Annotated in this window: 8 protein-coding genes; 6 read left to right on the top strand and 2 right to left on the bottom strand. The window is 49.8% G+C overall.

What is annotated here, in order from left to right; genetic code table 11:
- The first annotated feature begins 186 nt into the window (after positions 1 to 186).
- Positions 187 to 2,790: a TonB-dependent siderophore receptor gene (locus ACM1PF_RS01885; RefSeq protein ID WP_416671893.1), complete on the top strand. Its 2,604-nt coding sequence runs from the start codon at positions 187 to 189 to the stop codon at positions 2,788 to 2,790.
- Positions 2,791 to 2,821: 31 nt separating this feature from the next.
- Positions 2,822 to 3,877: an ABC transporter substrate-binding protein gene (locus ACM1PF_RS01880; protein ID WP_416671892.1), complete on the top strand. Its 1,056-nt coding sequence runs from the start codon at positions 2,822 to 2,824 to the stop codon at positions 3,875 to 3,877.
- Between the two features lie 19 nt (positions 3,878 to 3,896).
- On the opposite strand, the gene ACM1PF_RS01875 is transcribed toward ACM1PF_RS01880, so the two are convergent.
- Positions 3,897 to 4,607 (bottom strand): Uma2 family endonuclease, encoded by a 711-nt coding sequence (locus tag ACM1PF_RS01875; protein ID WP_416676536.1) that lies wholly within the window; start codon positions 4,605 to 4,607, stop codon positions 3,897 to 3,899.
- A 174-nt stretch (positions 4,608 to 4,781) separates the two neighbouring features.
- Here ACM1PF_RS01875 and ACM1PF_RS01870 point away from each other — a divergent pair, with 174 nt between their 5' ends.
- The 3 genes from ACM1PF_RS01870 to ACM1PF_RS01860 all read left to right on the top strand — a co-directional run bounded on the left by ACM1PF_RS01870 (position 4,782) and on the right by ACM1PF_RS01860 (position 8,028).
- Complete coding sequence (locus ACM1PF_RS01870; protein ID WP_416671890.1) at positions 4,782 to 6,116, top strand: MFS transporter; 1,335 nt, start codon at positions 4,782 to 4,784, stop codon at positions 6,114 to 6,116.
- A gap of 121 nt (positions 6,117 to 6,237) precedes the next feature.
- Positions 6,238 to 7,515 (top strand): serpin family protein, encoded by a 1,278-nt coding sequence (locus tag ACM1PF_RS01865; protein WP_416671888.1) that lies wholly within the window; start codon positions 6,238 to 6,240, stop codon positions 7,513 to 7,515.
- A gap of 132 nt (positions 7,516 to 7,647) precedes the next feature.
- Positions 7,648 to 8,028 (top strand): hypothetical protein, encoded by a 381-nt coding sequence (locus tag ACM1PF_RS01860; RefSeq protein ID WP_416671887.1) that lies wholly within the window; start codon positions 7,648 to 7,650, stop codon positions 8,026 to 8,028.
- A gap of 122 nt (positions 8,029 to 8,150) precedes the next feature.
- Here ACM1PF_RS01860 and ACM1PF_RS01855 read toward each other — a convergent pair whose 3' ends face one another.
- Entirely contained in the window at positions 8,151 to 15,617 is a 7,467-nt protein-coding gene (locus ACM1PF_RS01855) for a DUF4347 domain-containing protein (RefSeq protein ID WP_416671886.1), read from the bottom strand.
- A gap of 467 nt (positions 15,618 to 16,084) precedes the next feature.
- Here ACM1PF_RS01855 and ACM1PF_RS01850 point away from each other — a divergent pair, with 467 nt between their 5' ends.
- Positions 16,085 to 16,867 carry a peptidylprolyl isomerase gene (locus ACM1PF_RS01850; protein WP_416671885.1) on the top strand — a complete coding sequence of 261 codons (783 nt, stop codon included), beginning with the start codon at positions 16,085 to 16,087 and terminating at the stop codon, positions 16,865 to 16,867.
- Positions 16,868 to 16,937 lie beyond the last annotated feature (70 nt).

Here is a 16,937-nt window from a genome sequence, read left to right as displayed (position 1 = left end):
GGGCAAAGCGTTTCGTAGAAAACTCTGAGCCTTGATTAGAGCATTTTGCCGCAAATGCTTTGCCCCTACTCCATTTCACAAAGAAACCTTGCAATTTCACAAAGAAAATTGGTTCTCAAACCCCCTATCATCTCTTAGTGAATTGTTGAGAAGAATTGCTATTTGTGGTGTAGGGTAGGTATGACGTTGAAGTGGATTATTTGGGTTGGGCAGTCTGCTGGATTAATAACAGGGCTGGTTTGGTTGATGGGGACAGAGGCGTTGGCGGAGCCTCTCCAACGGAGAATCGCTGAGGACGTTCAGGAAGCCCAGGAAGTCCAGGAACAGGGGCAGGGGCAGGAACAGGGGCAGGGGCAGGAACCGCGATCGTCATTGGCGAATCGTTCGGAGGTAGGGGAGGCAGGGTTAACTCAAATTGCTCAGGGTTCAGTGGTTCAAATCACGGGAATCCAGCTTGACTCAAGCGATGGAGCCATTGAACTGACGCTGCAAACTTCGGGTGAGTTCATTCTTCCTGAACCGACGGTGGTGGGGAATGCCTTAATTGTTGATCTGCCTGATGCTTCGCTGGACTTACCGGAAGGGAATGAGTTTTCAGCTACCCAACCGGCAGCAGGGATTGCGCTGATTAACATGAGCGAACTGCCCGACAACCGGGTGCGGATTGCCATCACAGGAACCGATGCACCGCCTGTGGTGGATCTGCGGACTGGAACGGCTCAACTGATCGTCAGGGTGACTCCTGGGGAGTCGATCGCTACTGCACCGGCAGAAGAAGCCATTCAGATTGTTGTTTCTGGTGAGCAGGGCAATGATTACGTTGTGCCTGATGCCAGCACTGCCACTCGTACCAATACCCCGATTCTGGATGTGCCCCAGTCGATCCAGGTGATTCCACGCCAGGTTTTGGAAGATCAGCAAATTTTACGGGTGGATGAAGCCTTGCGGAATGTCAGCGGGGTGATCGGCAGTCTGGATGCCTTTGGTGCAGGGGGAACCCTGACGCTACGGGGATTTTCCACGGATTCCTTTTCCAATGGCCCAATTCTGCGGGATGGATTCCGGGTCTACAACAACCTGGGGGTACAGGAGACGGCAAACCTGGAGCGGATTGAAGTGTTGCGGGGTCCCGCTTCGATTTTGTACGGTCAAAATGAGCCAGGCGGAATCATTAATCTGGTGACGGAGCAACCGCTGTTTGATCCAGTGTATGAACTGCAATTTCAGGCAGGCAGTTTTGGACTAATTCGTCCGAGCCTGGATTTTTCTGGCCCATTAACGGCAGATGGTTCACTCCGCTATCGTCTGAATGCTGCCTACCAGCGAGAAGATGGCTTCCGAGACTTTGATACTGACTATGAACGATTCTTTATCGCTCCGGTTTTAGCCTGGGATATTAGCGATCGCACGACCCTCTCTTTTTCGCTGGAATACCTGAATGATCAGGCTCCCTTCGATACGGGTTTAGTTGCCATTGGCGATCGGGTGGCGGATGTTCCCCCCGGTCGGGTTGTGAATGAACTGGATGACTTCCGCCGCACGGAATCGTTCACAATTGGCTACAATCTGGAACACCAATTCGATCAGATCTGGACATTACGCAACGGCTTTCGCTATGTTGCCCAGGACTACAATTTAGAAACCTTTCTGCCTTTTGCAGTGGATGATGCCACGGGCATTGTGACGCGCTTTCCTGCCGATCGCCGCTATCGGACGGATGATTACTCGTTGCAGACCAGTTTGGTGGGTGAATTTGCCACTGGAGCGATCGATCACACACTTTTGATCGGCGTTGATCTGAACTTTAATCGGTTTGACGAAGCCTTTACCCGCGTTGATCTGGCTTCTCCGGCATCGCTGAATATTTTTGATCCAGAATATGGCTTGGTTCCCCGACCGGATTTGAGTGGACTCACGCCCTTTACTCCCTTTGATACAGAATCCGATCGCGTCGGTGTGTTCTTGCAGGATCAGATTACAATTCTTGAGAATGTCATTATTGTGGGTAGTCTACGGTATGACAGCGTTGACTTTCGGAATGTGGAAGAGGGAAGCGGACAGTCGAATAGTGCCTGGACTCCCAGACTGGGCGTAGTGTACCGTCCCCTGGAAAACCTCTCCCTCTATGCCAGCTATGCCCAAGCTTTTGTTCCCAACCTTGCTCAAGGCATTGACGGTAACTTTCTGGAACCAGAGCGATCGGAGGGATTTGAAATTGGAATTAAGACGGAACTGTTGGATGGCAATCTGCTGGCAACCCTGGCATTTTTCGATATTACAAAACGCAATGTGGCAACGGTCGTTGATCCCCTTACAGGAGCATCGGCGGCAACCGGAGCGCAACGCAGCCAGGGAATTGAACTGGATGTGATTGGCGAGATTTTACCAGGTTGGAATGTGATTGGCTTCTACGCCTACACCGATGCCAGGGTGACGGAGGATAATGTGATTCCGGTGGGTAATCGTCTTCTGAATGCACCTCGCCATAGTGCCGGATTATGGTCTACCTACACGATTCAATCGGGAGACTTGCAGGGATTAGGATTTGGACTGGGGGTTAACTATGTCAGCAACCGCTTTGGCAATCTCGATAATAACTTTGAACTGGGCGATTATTTCCTCACTAATGCAGCCCTGTTCTACCGTCGAGATAACTGGCGATTGGCAGTCAATGTGAATAATCTATTTAATGTGAATTACATCACCAGTGCCAGTGGTGCAAACCGTAATACGGGAATTCGACCAGGAGAGCCGTTGTCTGTCATTGGTTCCGTCTCGGTCAGTTTTTAGGATATCAACGGGAGATAATCAGGATCACGCTATGATTTGGCAAAAATCCATGCAAAGATGGTGCATTACAGGGCTAATGACTGGCGTGATCGGGGCTTGTGGTGCGATCGCTCCTTCGAGAGATCTCCCGTCTCCCTCACCGAATGCAACCGCTGATTGTCGTACCTTTGACCATTCAATGGGACAAACTGAAGTTTGCGGACAGCCCGAACGGATTGTGGTACTGGGCCCCAATTTGCTGGAACTGTTACTGGTTTTAGAAGAACAGCCCGTTGGGTTTGCTGACCATATCTTGTTTCACACCAGAGATTATGACAATCCAGCGGTGCAGATTCCCTATCTAGGCGATCGCATCACCACCCATCCTGTGAATGTGGGCTTAAACTACACACCCAATCTGGAAGCACTGCTGCGAAGCCAACCTGATTTGATTTTGGGGCCCAGTCACTTAGGCAGTGAACAGTATGCTGCCCTCTCTCAAATTGCGCCGACATTACTCTTTGACTGGTTTGAGACCGAGACTAACCTCAGGACGATCGCCGCAGTGCTGGATCGAGCTGCCCAGGCAGAAACAGCCTTAACCCAGATGCAGCAAACTGTAGACCAGGCACGACAACGATTTGCCCCCCTTGTAGCATCCCATCCCAGGGTATTGATGCTGTCTTCCACGGATATGACTGAAGTTCGTCTATTCACCCCGCAAGAAAATTACTGTGCTGCCCTGGTAGAGGATTTGGGGTTTCAACTGGTTTATCCCCCCGATATGACTCCCGACCAACTCCAATCCTCTGTGCCGATTTCCCTGGAGCAAATTCCCCAAATGAACCAGGCCGATTTAGTGCTGTTATTTGGAGTTGATTTTGCCGTTGCAGGTCATTCGGCTGATGCCAACCGTTTGCAGCAACACCAGTTAACCCGTTTTCAGCAGGCATGGGAAAAGAGTGCGATCGCCCAATCTCTGGACGCTAGCCAATCTGAACAGGTTTACTTCATTCCGGCTTACCTCTGTTTAGGTTTACCTGGCCCGATCGGCACTGAGTTGTATCTTGAAGAACTCAGAGAGCAATTACTGCCGTTAGAGAAGTGACCAAAAAGTGCAATTGCTTCTACTCTGGCAATTGATTTGGATCAATGCCTTGCGATCGCAAATAGGCTTCTAGCCGTTCCCTGGCTCGTTGCTCCTGTTCTGCACGCTGCCGTTCCTGCTCTTCCGCACTCAGATGACGGTTTCCCTGCCCATCGTACCAGGTCAGGATTTCCTGCGGTAGTCTCCCCACCTGTGCCTGATAGCGACCAATGCCTAACCCGATCTCTGGCATCCAGTAGGGTTCACCAATTTGTAAGCGATAAGTTCCAGCTTCCAATTTGTAGATTTCAAGGGGCTGATGGCGATCGCGCTGCCAAAACTCAGGGTTGTAAATTACGTAGTACAACACCCCCAGCCGAGCATAGAGTGCCATCTTCTCAGCATACTCCTCCCCTGGTTGATGGGACACCATTTCCAGCACCATCGTCGGTGGAATGTCCTGCTCTTCCCACACCACATAGCTGCGACGGGATTTGCCCCCTTTTCTCCGCTCCACCCCCAGGCTCAAAAACGCATCCGGTACCACCGGCACACGAGGATTGAGCCCGGCGGTGTGGTAAATCGCCATATCTACCCCAAAGTACCAGTCCATGCGGTCAGCCCAGAGGTGGGTCAACAGTAGAAGGAGCAGATTAGGGAGGAGATTTTGGTCTTCATTATCCACAGGCGTATCATCCGAGCCAAGTAGCTCAGCAGAACTGGGTAAGGGTTGGTTGACGGATGAAAACATCACGGATTGTTCCACTCCGTAGCGGGCGATGGATTCATTATAGGATGGAGAATCGGACTGGTGAATCGCGCAACAGGCAAAACGTTCGTATTGCGAAGAAAAATCTCCGACTGACAAAGAAAACCAGGGCAGAAAATCGCTATTATGCTCCTGCTCAAGTTTTAACGTGATTTTGTGCGAACGTTTATTATTCTTTGGTTTGGTCAACTGGTATCTTCCATTGGCAGCAGCATGACTTACTTTGCCCTCACCCTCTGGGTCTGGCAGCAAACCGAGTCGGCAACGGCGATCGCCCTCATTCTCGTCTTCTATCAACTCCCGCAAATTGCCATATCCCTGTTTTCGGGGGTACTGGTCGATCGCATCTCCCGCAAACATCTGCTGATTTTTAGCGATGCGGCTGCGGCTTGCTGTACCATATCCGTTGGCATCCTGGCAGCATTTCAAGCGTTGCAACTTTGGCATATCTACTTGATTGCTACGATCATTGGTTGTTTTGGGAATATTCAATCCCTAACTTATTCCACTCTCGTTCCATTAATTGTTCCAAGTGAACACCATACTCGTGCCAGTAGCCTGGGGACGATGGTGAACTATGCTGCCGGAATTCTTGCTCCAGCTTTGGCAGGTTTGCTTTATCCCAGAGTAGGACTATTGGGTATTACGGGAATTGATGTGGTGACTTTTGCGATCGCCATGGTGACGTTGTTTCTGGTGACGATTCCTCAGGGGGATGAGGGAGTGGGGAGTCGGGAGTGGGGAGTCGGGAAGGAGGAGGAAGTGTCAAAGGGTAAAAAACTCTGGCAGGAGACGACCTTTGGGTTTCGCTACATTGCCGTTCAGCCCAGTTTGCTGGCAATGGTAATCGTTATGTCTGCCTTTGCTTTTCTGAATCAAATGGGGGAGGTGCTGTACCAGCCGATGATTCTGGCGAGAACGGGGGGCAATGCTGAAATTTTAGGAGTGGTCGTGGCAGCATCGGGCGTTGGAGGGGTGATTGGCGCGATCGCTCTAAGCATCTGGAGCGGGTTTCGTCGTCGAACGGTGGGGATGAGTGTTGGCTTTATCGGCATTGGCTTGAGTGAACTGGCACTGGGGCTGGGACAAGGAATTGGACTATGGGCGCTCACTCGGTTCGGAGCATCCCTGCACAGTCCCCTGATTTTTAGCTCCTACATGGCGATCTGGTATGCCAAAGTTGCGCCCAACCTTCAGGGACGAGTTTTTGCAGCGGACTATCTAATTGGCATCGTCATTGAAGCCTCAGCCGGACTCAGTGCCGGATTGCTTGCCGATCGAGTGTTTGAACCCGGTATGCAGGCGGAAGGAAGCTTGAGTTCAATGTTTGGGGCGATCGTGGGCATAGAGGCGGGCAGTGGGATTGCATTGCTCTATATGCTGAATGCGATCGGTATGATCTGGGTTGGGTTAATCAGCTTCAGAGTGAAGACATTTCGAGAAGCAGAGACGTTAATGCCTGATCATGGAGTAACTTCAGGGGTTGAATAAGCTGCACTCACCAGCAACTCAGAGTCTTTGATGTTGTATGGTTACTAGAATCGAAACGTTTCTACATTGGATTTGAGGGCATGCCATGCTGAGAATCATCCACTGGTCGAGGAGTTCCTGTATGGCACGATTCCCTGTTCGTTGTTTCACCATCGCCTTTGCAGGTTGGCTTGCCCTTTCAGGTTTGGCTGCCTGTGGGTCAATTAACCGCAACTCTGCGATCGCCCAACCTCCACCCGCAACCCCATCTCCCACCATGAGTCCGACTCCTGCCGTCAACCCGCAACTGATCGCTGCCGATAACCAGTTTGGCTTCAAGCTGTTTTCCCAACTGATACAGCAAGACAGTGAGCAAAACCTGATGATGTCGCCCACCAGCGTAGCGATCGCCCTCTCCATGCTCTACAACGGTGCCAGTGGTGAAACCCAGCAGCAAATTGCCACAACGCTGGAACTGCACGGGATGAGCCTGGAGGATTTGAACCAGGCAAATGCAGATTTAAAAAATCTCCTGGAAAATGCTGACCCGCAAGTGAAACTGGCGATCGCCAACTCGTTGTGGGGGAATCAGGAAGTGGCATTTAAGCCAGACTTTATTCAGCGGATTCAAACGTTTTATGATGCCGAGGTGGAAACGCTGGACTTTACCAATCCATCTGTCGTGAACCGGATCAACGATTGGGTCGATCGCAACACCGAGGGCAAAATTCCAACCATTCTGGATGAAGTCCGCCCGGATGACATTTTGTTTCTAATCAATGCGGTGTACTTCAAGGGAGAATGGCAGCAAGCCTTTGATCAAGCCAATACCAGCGATCGACCGTTTACGCTACCGGATGGCAGCACCAAAAATCACCCCTTGATGAGCCAGTCGGGAAATTATCTCTATCAAGAAACTGACGAGTTTCAGGCAGTCAGCCTGCCCTATGGCGAGGGTCGGTTGAGTATGTACGTCTTTTTGCCCCAGGCGGATGTGCCGCTGACTCAGTTCTCCCAGGAATTGCTCTCAGCCGATAATTGGGATACTGCCATGACCCGCTTCACCCGTCGAGATGGCACCGTAGAACTGCCCCGCTTTAAGTATGAATACGCCACCCGCCTTAACGATGCACTCAAAGCATTGGGGATGCCGATGGCGTTTGACCCAGATGTTGCAGATTTAACGGGACTGACCGATCAGGATAGCTTCGTCAACGAAGTGCGCCACAAAACCTTCATTGAAGTGAATGAAGAAGGCACTGAAGCGGCGGCTGTCACCTCCATCGGAATTCGAGCCACATCGGTGCAAATTCCCACAGAACCGTTTGTCATGACCGTCGATCGCCCCTTTTTCTATGCCATTCGAGACAACGAGAGCGGCGCAATTCTATTTATGGGCTCGGTCGTCAATCCAGAATAATCCGTAGGGGCGCACTGCTGTGCGCCCCTACCAGGTACATTAGAACTATAAACAAGCCCTGAGATAGACGGCTTTCTGAGCAGCACCTTCTATAACGGAATCAAGCATGATGAAATTGTTGGAGTAAGCTGCATGCAGGTGGATGAATTACGTAAAAGTGAAATGATGGCGCACTTACTCGATGCGCTGGAAGAAGGCAAAGACATTGGGCATTATGGACGGCTCACCTTTGCGATGGTAGCTCACCATTTTTTAGATGAGGATGAATTGATTAGCTGGCTGCAAAAAGATCCCGACCTGAGCGAAGCTGAGGCGAAAGCACTGGTTTTACAAGTGCAGGGGAAAGACTACAACCCGCCAAAACGCGATCGAATTCTGGATTGGCAGGAACAGCAGGATTTTCCCATTTGCCCAACACCGGATGATCCAGATACCTGCAATGTTTACCGAGATCTACAATTTCCTGACCAGGTTTACGAACATATTTCTGAATACTACGATGCTAAAGCCTGACAGAGGGAATCTGCCTAAATTTTTGTGATATACAGGGGGTGGTTTGGTTCCATCCCCTGCCCATCACTCGTGGGTGGATCAGCGATTGAGCCGAAATAGGGAAGGTTACGGTTCCCGCGATTTTAGACGGAAGTAAAATGTTTGGGCGTAATTTGATCGGCTTTGACTCCAATCAACCGACCCACTACCCGATCGTCAAACTCAATGATCGTGTGCTTGCCCCGTTGACTGATGCCCAGTTTCGAGAAGAGTTTTTGACCTTTGAGTCCGGCAATTGCCAACCGATCCTGCTTGACTTTGAAGTCTCTAACCAGGGCTAACCCTTTTCGGTTCAGGACAAATACATCTCGACCCGCTCCCCCGGTCAATTGGTTCCGCCCTGTACCGCCATCCAGGGTGTCCTGCCCCGGCCCACCAATCAACCGATCGTTGCCCACACCACCATACAGCTTGTCGTGACCTGCGCCACCATACAGAAGGTCATTCCCTTCATCACCGTAGAGGGTATCGTTTCCGGCATCACCATACATCCGATCGCTGTCACGTCCCCCCCTCAGCAAATCATTGCCAGTGCCGCCATACAGCGTGTCTCGCCCAGTGCCGCCAATTAAAGTATCATTGCCATCTTCACCATAGAGCAAATCATCTCCGTTGCCACCATCCAGCAAATCATTGCTCAGCCCGCCATAGAGCGTGTCGTTCCCGTTTTCTCCAAACAGAAGATCGTCGCCATCGTCGCCATACAGGACATCGTCTCCATCCAGACCATAGAGGGTGTCGTTGCCAGTCCCGCCAATGATGATGTCGTTTGTGTCATCTCCAGTCAGCTGATCGGCTTCCAGCGTACCTCTAATCTTGTTATCCAAAACAGTCAGGCTAAAGGGGGAAAGTCGTGTGGTTAATTGTCCATCGGAAACGCTGATGACAATATTGCTGATGATGCCAATATCCGCTTCCGTTGGAGTGCCGCTCAACTGCCCCGTTTTGGGATCAAAGCTGGCCCAGGCTGGCTTATTGTTGATGGCAAAGGTGAGTCGATCGCCGTCTACATCCACTGCGGTTGGCACAAAACTGTAGAAATTACCCTGGGCAATGGTGTTGGCGGGAGCACCTGAAATGCTGGGTGCATCGTTGACGTTCTCCACGTTGATCACCACCGTATCCACATCCAGCAGTGCGCCTCCTTTCCCGGTATTACCCAGGTCGCTGGTCATAATGGTTAAGGTTTCCCGTCCGAAGAAATCACGCTTCCCGCGATAGCTCATACCATTCAGGGCGGCATTGATGGATTCTATGGAGCCTCGGAAAGTCATCGTGAGATCTGAAGTACCGTTTCCGCGGGAGAAGGTCAGCCCGTTGGTTTGAGCCAGGGTCAAGGTGCCGTTGGTTACGGTCAAAGAAACCTGGAGAACTCCAGTCCCTTCTTTCATATCCACATCGGTGACGCGAACTGCATTCCCTGTGTTCGTGCTGAAGATCAGGGCCGCTTCTTCCTTGACGGTTTGAGTTCGAGGCACAATATTCACGGGCGGATCATTGACTGCCTGAACTGCAATTCTGACATTTTCTCTAGCGGTCAGAGATCCTCCCTTGCCTGTGTTGCCCAGGTCATTGACTTCAATACTCAGCGTGTCACTGCCATTGAAGTTGAGATTACCGCGATACACCAAACCCTCTAAGGCAGCATTGATATCGGCGATCGTCCCTTCAAACACAACTTCGCTGCTATTGGTTCTGCTACCTGCAATAAATCTCAGTCCAGTCACGTCCCCATTGAGCGATAGCCTGCCGTGGCTAACTTTCAGGGAAGCTCGAACAATCTCTCCTTCGGAATCGACATCACTGACAATAATCTGGTTTTGACCTGCAAAAACTAAGTTCGTATCTTCATCAATAGTCTGATTCTTAGAAACCTGAATTTTTGGGGCATCATTCACAGCATTAACGGTGATACTGACAATGTCTTCATCCGTCTTTGAGCCACCCTGTCCGGTATTCCCCAGATCATCCACGTGAACTCGTACTGTTGCAACTCCGTTGAAATCCAAATTGGGGTTAAAAACTAATCCATCTAGTGCCTGATTAATATTCACCAGGTTGCCTGTGAATTTCAGGGTGGTATTCCCGTTACCATTTCCTTCCAGGAAGTTTAACCCGTTGGTTCCACTCAAAGTCAGCCTACCGTGCGTGGCAGTGAGGGTAATCTGAAGGTTGCTACTACCGGCATCGGCATCTGCGATCGTAATCCGATTACTACCGCTGAAGGTAAAGGGAGTGTCTTCGTCAATTTCTCCAGACAGGGGTGCTGCGATGGCCGGTGGGTTGTTCTCTGGAACTACTGCAATCACTACATTGTTCGGCGTGCTGGTTCCACCCTGCCCGTCATTTACTGTGACTGCGATCGTGCGTTGTTCAGTAGGGGTTGCTGAGGTGTTTTGATAGGTCAAGCTTTCAATCAGGGCTTTGACTGCGGCGATCGTTGCCTGATCATTGAAGTTGATTTGGAAGACCATCCCATTGGTTCCAGGTCTACTCGTATCAACGGAACCGATTTGCACTCCACCAAAAAAGACCTCTGTGCCGTTGAAGCCAATTTGCCCGGTTCCATTCCCCGTGTTTTGAACTGAAAGCTGATCCTCTGAACCGCCGCCCTCACTATAGGTCACTCTGAGGTGGCCTCCGCCCAGGGTAGGAGAGTCTACATCGTTAAAGCTGACGCTGTTATCGATTACAGCAGGTTGTGCGTTAATTGCTGAAGAGCCAAAGGTGACAAGACTGGACAGTCCCAGTAACGTGGGTGCATCGTTGACGTTGGTGAACTGAATTTGAGCAGGCGCAGCGACTGTTGTGTTGGTTCCGTCTTTAACCCGCACTTCATAGGAAGGAGCCGCTTCACCCCCATCATGCTGAAACTCAACTTTGTTATCGATGATGTTCTGCTGTGTGAATACCGTTCCCTGAATGCCATTGATCAGGAAGAACCCACCCTGAACGTTGCTCACCTCAAACACCAATTCTGCGTCGTTGTTATCGACATCGGTTGCGCTGAGATGATTGCTATTGAGCTGTACCCGTTGACCTTCTTCGAGGGTCAGAGTGTTGTTGCCCAGCACGGGTGGATCATTGAAGGGATTCACCACAATCAGAGTCGAGACAGGGATGCTGGTTCCGCCGTTGCCATCGTTGATGGTGATGGTAATCGTCCGGTTCAGTGAAGGGGTAGAGGAGTTATTTTGATACGCCAGGTTTTGAATCAGGGATCTGACCGCTCCCACCGTGGCATTTGCGTTGAATGAAATCTCCAGGCTGCTGCCAGACCGTCCATCGGAAACGATCGTACCGATTTGTATGCCACCGTGGCTGACAATGTTGCCATTCACGCCAATCTGCCCTGCACCGCCCCCCTGATTGCGGACGGATAGCTGATCCTCAGGCGAACCGCCAGAACTGTAAACAACCCGAAGGAAACCGCCACCAAAGTTGGGTGAATCAACATCAATGAGGCTGACATTGTCATCAAGCACTACTGCCCCCGCTTTGACCACCTCCTCACTAAAGGTGACACTTGAGCTAAATCCTGACAGCACGGGTGCATCGTTGACGTTGGTGAACTGAATTTGAGCAGGCGCAGCGACTGTTGTGTTGGTTCCGTCTTTAACCCGCACTTCATAGGAAGGAGCCGCTTCACCCCCATCATGCTGAAACTCAACTTTGTTATCGATGATGTTCTGCTGTGTGAATACCGTTCCCTGAATGCCATTGATCAGGAAGAACCCACCCTGAACGTTGCTCACCTCAAACACCAATTCTGCGTCGTTGTTATCAACATCGGTTGCACTGAGATGATTGCTATTGAGCTGTACCCGTTGACCTTCTTCGAGGGTCAGAGTGTTGTTGCCCAGCACGGGTGGATCATTGAAGGGATTCACCACAATCAGAGTCGAGACAGGGATGCTGGTTCCGCCGTCTCCATCGTTGATGGTGATGGTAATGGTGCGCTCTGGGGCGGGAGTGTGGGAAGTATTTTGATACGCCAAATTCTGGATCAGGGCCTGGACTGCTGCTACCGTAGCGTTGCCATTGAATAGAACCTCTAAACTACTGCCAAAGCGCCCATCGGAGCTAACCGTCCCAATTTGCGTCCCACCATAGCTGATCACGCTACCATTCACGCCAATTTGCCCTGCGCCGGTTCCCTGGTTGCGAATGGAGAGTTGGTCTTCTGGTAAGCTGCCAGAACTATAGACAACGCGCAGAAAACCACCATCAAAGTTAGGTGAATCAACATCAACAAAGCTAACGTTATCATCAATGACAACGGCACCTGCTTTGACAATCTGTTCGTCGAATGTAGCGACGGATCTAAACCCGGAAAGTACAGGGGCATCATTGACTGGAGCAACGGCGATCGCAATGGTATTGGTTGTGATTCCGGTCGGGCCCTTTCCAGTGTTGCCCTGATCATTGGTTGTGATGCTGAGGGTATCTGCACCGAAGTAATCCAGGTTACCCCGATAAACCAATCCATTGAGAGCGGCATTAATGGCAGCGATCGTGCCCTCAAAGGTCATGGTGCGATCTTCACGCCCATCGCCATTCAAAAAGCTAAGAGCGCTGAGATCACCATTCAGGGTCAACAGTCCTTGATTGACTGAAAGAGTGACTCGCAGCCGATTGTTCCCTTCAGAGACATCAACGTCATTGACAGAAATGGCATTACCATTGGCAATACTGAAAATCAGATCGGTATCTTCGTTGATATTCTGAATCGTGGTTGGAACTGTGTTAACGGGCGGGTCATTCACCGCAATTACAGTAATCGGAATGATGTCAACATCAGTTAACGCTCCACTTTTTCCGTGATTTCCCAGGTCACTGGTTGAAATCGTCAGCACATCTGAGCCGTTGAAGTGCAAATCACCGCGATACTTCAATCCATTCAGAGCAGTGTTGATAGCAGCGATCGTCCCTACCATCCGAATGGTGCGATCGTTTGTGCCAGTTCCTACCTGAAGTTGCAGGGCCTCGGGAATGGAACTGAGGGTCAATCCTCCATGCGTGACGGATAGCGTGACCTGAAGTTGTCCTGTTCCTTCATTTACGTCCAGATCGCTAACGCTAATCCCATTGGCCCCACTAAAAATCAGATCGGTGTCCTCATCCACCTGTTGGGCCATAGGAACGGTATTGACCGGAGCATCGTTAACCGCTTCAACGGTGAAATGAACCGTCTTACTATCGGTTAAGGCTCCTCCTACCCCTGAATTACCCCGATCGTCCACATCAATCTTGACGGATGCAGCTCCATTAAAGTTTGAGTTGGGGGTAAACACCATATTGTTGAGGGCAGTGTTCAGGCTATTCACCGTGCCCTGCATCGTGATCAACGCACTGTTGGTGCCACTACTACCGTTCAGGAAACTGACTCCTGCGGTGCTACCCAGGGTAACTCTCCCATTGGTTGCAGTGACAACCACCTGGATCCAGTTGTTACCGGCATCAACATCTTCGACCGAAATTCGATTGCTGCCCGCAAAGGTAAATGAGCTATCTTCGTCGATCGTCTGTATTCCGGGGATTGTAACGATTGGTGCATCATTTTCTGCCGTAACCGTAATCGGAACGAACACGGGGGTACTGGTTCCTCCGGCTCCATCGGTCACGACAATGGACAGTGTGCGGTTGGCATTGGGAGTATGGGAGGTATTTTGATAGGTCAGGCTTTCGATGATGGCTTCAACGATCGCCAGGGTTGCATTACCGTTGAAGGACACAATCAAACTTTTGCCATTGGTGCCATCCGTGAGTTGGTTGACGCTACCCACCGTGACCCCGTTGAATTGGACGATCGAACCATTAAAACTGACTGCACCAGCCGTGCGGATGGAAAGTTGATCTTCGGTACTGCCACCACTGCTGTAGCTGACGGTGAGTTGTCCCCCATTCAGGATAGGAGAGTCCGGATCAGACAGGGTGACATCTCCATCAATCAATACAGGAGCAGCATTGACCGTGTTTTCCAGGACAGTCAGAGAAGGAACAACGTTGGTTAAAGCAGGGGGATCGTTAACGTTGATAAAGCTGATCTGAGCCGCAACGGATGGCGGAATGGGGTCAACGTATGGATCGTTGACAGAGATCTTGAACGAGGGGGCATTTTCACTCCCGTTGTGGACAAACTTGACTCTCCCAGCGTTGACATCCTCCTGAGTGAAGGTGACGGTTTCGCCTGAAACGACGACATTATTAACTTTGAACTGACCATTTTGGATGTCAGTAATCGTGTAAGTGATGTTGCTTACAGTGGTGTCAAAATCAGTTGCCCTCAGGTTCTGATTGGTGAGCGTAATCTCTTGTCCTTCCTGAATAGTAAAGGAGTTTGTGACCAGTCGCGGATCCGCAAGAAACCGAATCGACTGCACACCGCTCAGGCTGGGGGTGTTGAAGGAGTATTCGATCTGATCAGCTCCATTCAGGCCGATCGTCGCATCCTTCCCGTTATCATAGTTGGGATTATTAAAGGATACGTCATTGTAGATGAAGGTGATTTCATTGCTGCTTTCATGAAGAACCAACTGAAACGTAATGCCATCCGTCACATTAGAATCATCATGGCGAACATTGTTCCACTCGATAATCAGAGAACGATTCCCGTTTGCACCCACAAATCGATAGTAAATATCTCCCCCCCTTGAGAGATCCAGGTCAGCCCAGTAGGGAAAAATGGCTGGTATTCTGGCTCCTGTTTGGGGGTTAACGATAGGCAAGGACGCATTGATTGGTGAAATAATGCCTGTGTTTGTACCCAGGATAATTCCACCATTGATGCCGATCGTAATGTCGGAAACCAGAGTACCGTAATAATTGAAATTAAAGGTGAGACCCAGCCCAACTTTACCATCATGGTTTTCATCAAATTTCAGTGCGCCAACAGGGGCATTCTGCTCTGTAGCTCTGTAAATACGGGTTCCAGTTGAAACAATGCTTTGAAAGGTGACGTTGGGATCGTTAACTACATATCGATAAAAGCTGTCACCATCGGGAAACGCAGACAATGTGCCTGGATAAGACTCAGCAATACGAGGTTGAACGGCCAGGGGGGCATTGCCAATTCCAGCATACTGATCCAGGTTCCAGTTGCCGCCCTGTGAAGCGTGTCCTACCAGTGTTTTGGAAGCGCGAACGGTTGCCTGGGTGAGTTGGTGCAATGTCTCAATCAATTGCCGCCCCGTTTTTCCAGCCGCGACGTTACAACCATATAAAACAACAGAAGCGGTTTTGGCAGCATGCTTAAACCAGTTGTTGAGCGACTCAGTGTACGATCTCAGATTGCTGCTGCTGAGTTCGGTATTGCCGATGTAGAGGATTCCGGGCGCACCATGAGAAATAATATGAATACTGTCAATGTCAGGGTGCTGCGCTAACACTTGTGTAATTTGCCAAACACCATCTGTTTCGGGAGATAGAATATGAACTTTGGCACCAGGATTAATCTCGCTAATTAATTGCTGACAATGATCAACTTTTGAATCAATAAAAACCAGCATTTTAGTATCAGCGATATCGGTCATTTGCTGCATCAAAGTCATACCATCCCCCTGATCGATAAAATAACGATGAATTTAGAAATGTTCTTTTTACTAATGACGACGATTTGAGGCGATCGCCTGCTCAGTAAAATCTGATCTCTCTACGATATTATTCCCAGGAGATCAGTCCTGGTATCAAAGAATGCAAGCTTTTTGCAAGTTTGATAGTTCTTGAAACTGAGACTGGGTTTCTGTCTTTTTTTCGTAAAGCTTCTGTTTTTGATGTATTTTATCGCTGCTTTCATGGGTAGAGGAAACAATTCATCATGGTACTTCCCAAGTAGTTTTACTGAATGGCTAACCCAAAAACTCAGAAACTTCTAATCCCACTTCCGTAGTTTCCCTGAAGTTGGACTTGGGCAGGCTCAGAGTGTTTTCGCCTACGTTTTTTGGGGAATGCTTCAAATTAGCAAAACCTAGAACCTACTTTTCTAGAAGACTTGATCTAATTAAAAGGAACTGAGCTAATGACAGATTTCAATACACTTCCTTTTCTCTCGGTGGGCGAGCAGTCTATTTCGCTCGGACAGGCAATGCAATATCTACAACGTTCCAGCAAACTCGCTCCCTTCGTTACTGAGATTGTTGGTCAACACCTCCTGCTGCAAGAGCTGTCTAGCCGAGACGATTTGGAGGTCAGCATTGCAGAGCTAGAGGAAAAGGTACAGAGCTTCCGCAGCCAAGAAAATCTGACAGCCCCTGATAGCTTTCAGGAGTGGCTAACGAGCAAGGGTTTGAGTTATGGTGCATTTCACAATTTGCTGACCGAAGCAATTAAGCTAGAAAAGCTCAAAACTCAACTGACCGAGCAGTCCGCTTCAGAATACTTTGCTCAAAACCACGAAACTCTTGATCTGGTCAAACTGACCTTTATTGTGGTCAAAAACCAGGGAATTGCCGACGGTTTCCGGCAACGGATGAACTCGGGAACCAGTTTTGATGCAATTGTTTCAGAATGTTTGAATGAGTCCTTTTTGAAGCATTCTGACCAAGTGGTGGTGAAGCAGGGAACTCTGCGACGGGGACAAATTCCGCCAGAGCTACAGGAGTCGGTTAAAAACAGCGTTTGGGGCCAATCGATTGGGCCGATCGAGATTAATGAGCAGTGGTGGTTGCTGAAGGTTGATGAAATTCAAGCCGCTCAACTCGACGACACCCTGAAGCAGCAAATTGAAACAGAATTCTTTAAGAAATGGCTGATTGAAAAAATTCAGCAATCTCCTGTCAAGCTGGCGGGCACATTGCAGTAAGACCCATTGGCTTGAAACTTTGAGAGGGCAGTTTCTTAACAGTGTTGAGACTGCCTTTTTTCATGGGTAT

The organism is Egbenema bharatensis FJBBOT/2019 (assembly GCF_048077055.1).
Classification (GTDB): Bacteria; Cyanobacteriota; Cyanobacteriia; order Elainellales; family Elainellaceae; genus Egbenema; species Egbenema bharatensis.
This window is presented reverse-complemented; position numbering and strand designations above follow the sequence as displayed.